The organism is Ideonella sp. P3_A4, assembly GCF_056403075.1.
This window is the reverse complement of the sequence record NZ_JBFUGE010001054.1, coordinates 1-1,362: the sequence shown is the minus strand read 5'-3', so window position 1 is coordinate 1,362 and position 1,362 is coordinate 1. Positions and strand designations below refer to the sequence as shown.

At 64.0% G+C, this 1,362-nt stretch carries 1 protein-coding gene; it reads left to right on the top strand.

The features are described 5' to 3' along the window. Positions 1 to 252: 252 nt before the first annotated feature. Positions 253 to 1,362 (top strand): ABC transporter substrate-binding protein (locus tag AC1DYI_RS35780; RefSeq protein WP_477208839.1); only part of this gene is annotated, 1,110 nt, incomplete at its 3' end.

The following is a 1,362-nucleotide window of genomic DNA, read 5'->3' as shown; positions in this document are numbered from 1 at the left end:
CGGTTGGTGAGTTCTTCGACTGGTGAAATTCGCTGCCCACCTCCAATTTTGTTGAGAATGGCTCGCCGACAAGCGGGCCGGGCCTGCGAAAAACCCTAACCCGGGCCCGTAACACCCGGGCATAGAATCTGCTGGATTCGCCTCGCCGCATCTCCGGGCACAAGCCGGGGGTTGCCGCGGGCGGTTTTGTTTTTGCCATGCAGGTCGCGCCTATCCGTGCGACGACCCGCGCTTCTTCTTTGGAGTATCCGCATGGGCGGTGTGATCTCGGCACTGGGCCGCGCCTTGCCACGGCGGCGCTTGCTGTGGGTAGGGGGGCTGGCGCTGGTGGCGCTGGCCGGCTGTGACAACAGCCCTTGGCCCAAAGGCTCCGCCGAGTCGCAGCAAATCTACTCGGCCATGATCGAGAACACGCCGCGGCACCTGGATCCGACGGCTTCTTACTGGTCGAACGACACCCTGGTCACCTACCAGGTCTACGAGCCGCCCTATGGCTACCACTACCTGAAGCGTCCGTTCGAACTGGTGCCCAAGTCGGCTGAAAAGGTCGTGGCGCCGGTGTACCTGGACAAGAACGGCAACCGCCTGCCCGAAGACGCGCCGGGCGAACAGGTGGCCGAGAGCGTGTATGAAGTGCCCATCAAGCGCGGCATCATGTTCCAGCCGCATCCGGCCTTTGCCAAGGACGAGCAGGGCCAGTACCGCTACCACCACATGAAGCCGGGCGAGGTGGGTGAGCGCCGCTCGCCGATGCAGTTCGAGCAGGGCACGCGTGAGCTGGTGGCCGACGACTTCGTCTACGCGCTCAAGCGCCACGCCACCACCCGCATCACGACGCCGATCTACGGCATCTTCTCCGAGTACGTCGTCGGCTTGAAAGAGTACGGCGACATGGTGAAGAAGGAAGACGCCAAGCTGCGTATCGGCCAAGACCCCGCCAGCCTGGACAAGCCCTTCCTCGACTTCCGTAAATGGCCGCTGGCCGGCGCCACGGCGCCGGACAAGCACCTGCTGCGCATTCGCCTGCACGGCAAGTACCCGCAATGGAAGTACTGGATGCAGATGACCTTCATGGCCCCGGTGCCGTGGGAGGCCGATGCGTTCTATGCCCAGCCCGGCATGGCCGAGAACAGCCTGACACTGGACAACTGGCCGGTCGGTACGGGCCCGTTCATGGTGACCGAGTTCGTCAAGGACCGGCGCATCGTGATGAAGAAGAACCCGAACTACCGTGGCGAGCCGTACCCCTGCGACGGCATGCCTGAAGACAAGGCCAAGGGCTTGCTCGAAGACTGCGGCAAGAAGACGCCGTTCGTCGATGGCATCGTGGCCACGGTGGAGCGCGAGGCGACGCCGCAGAAG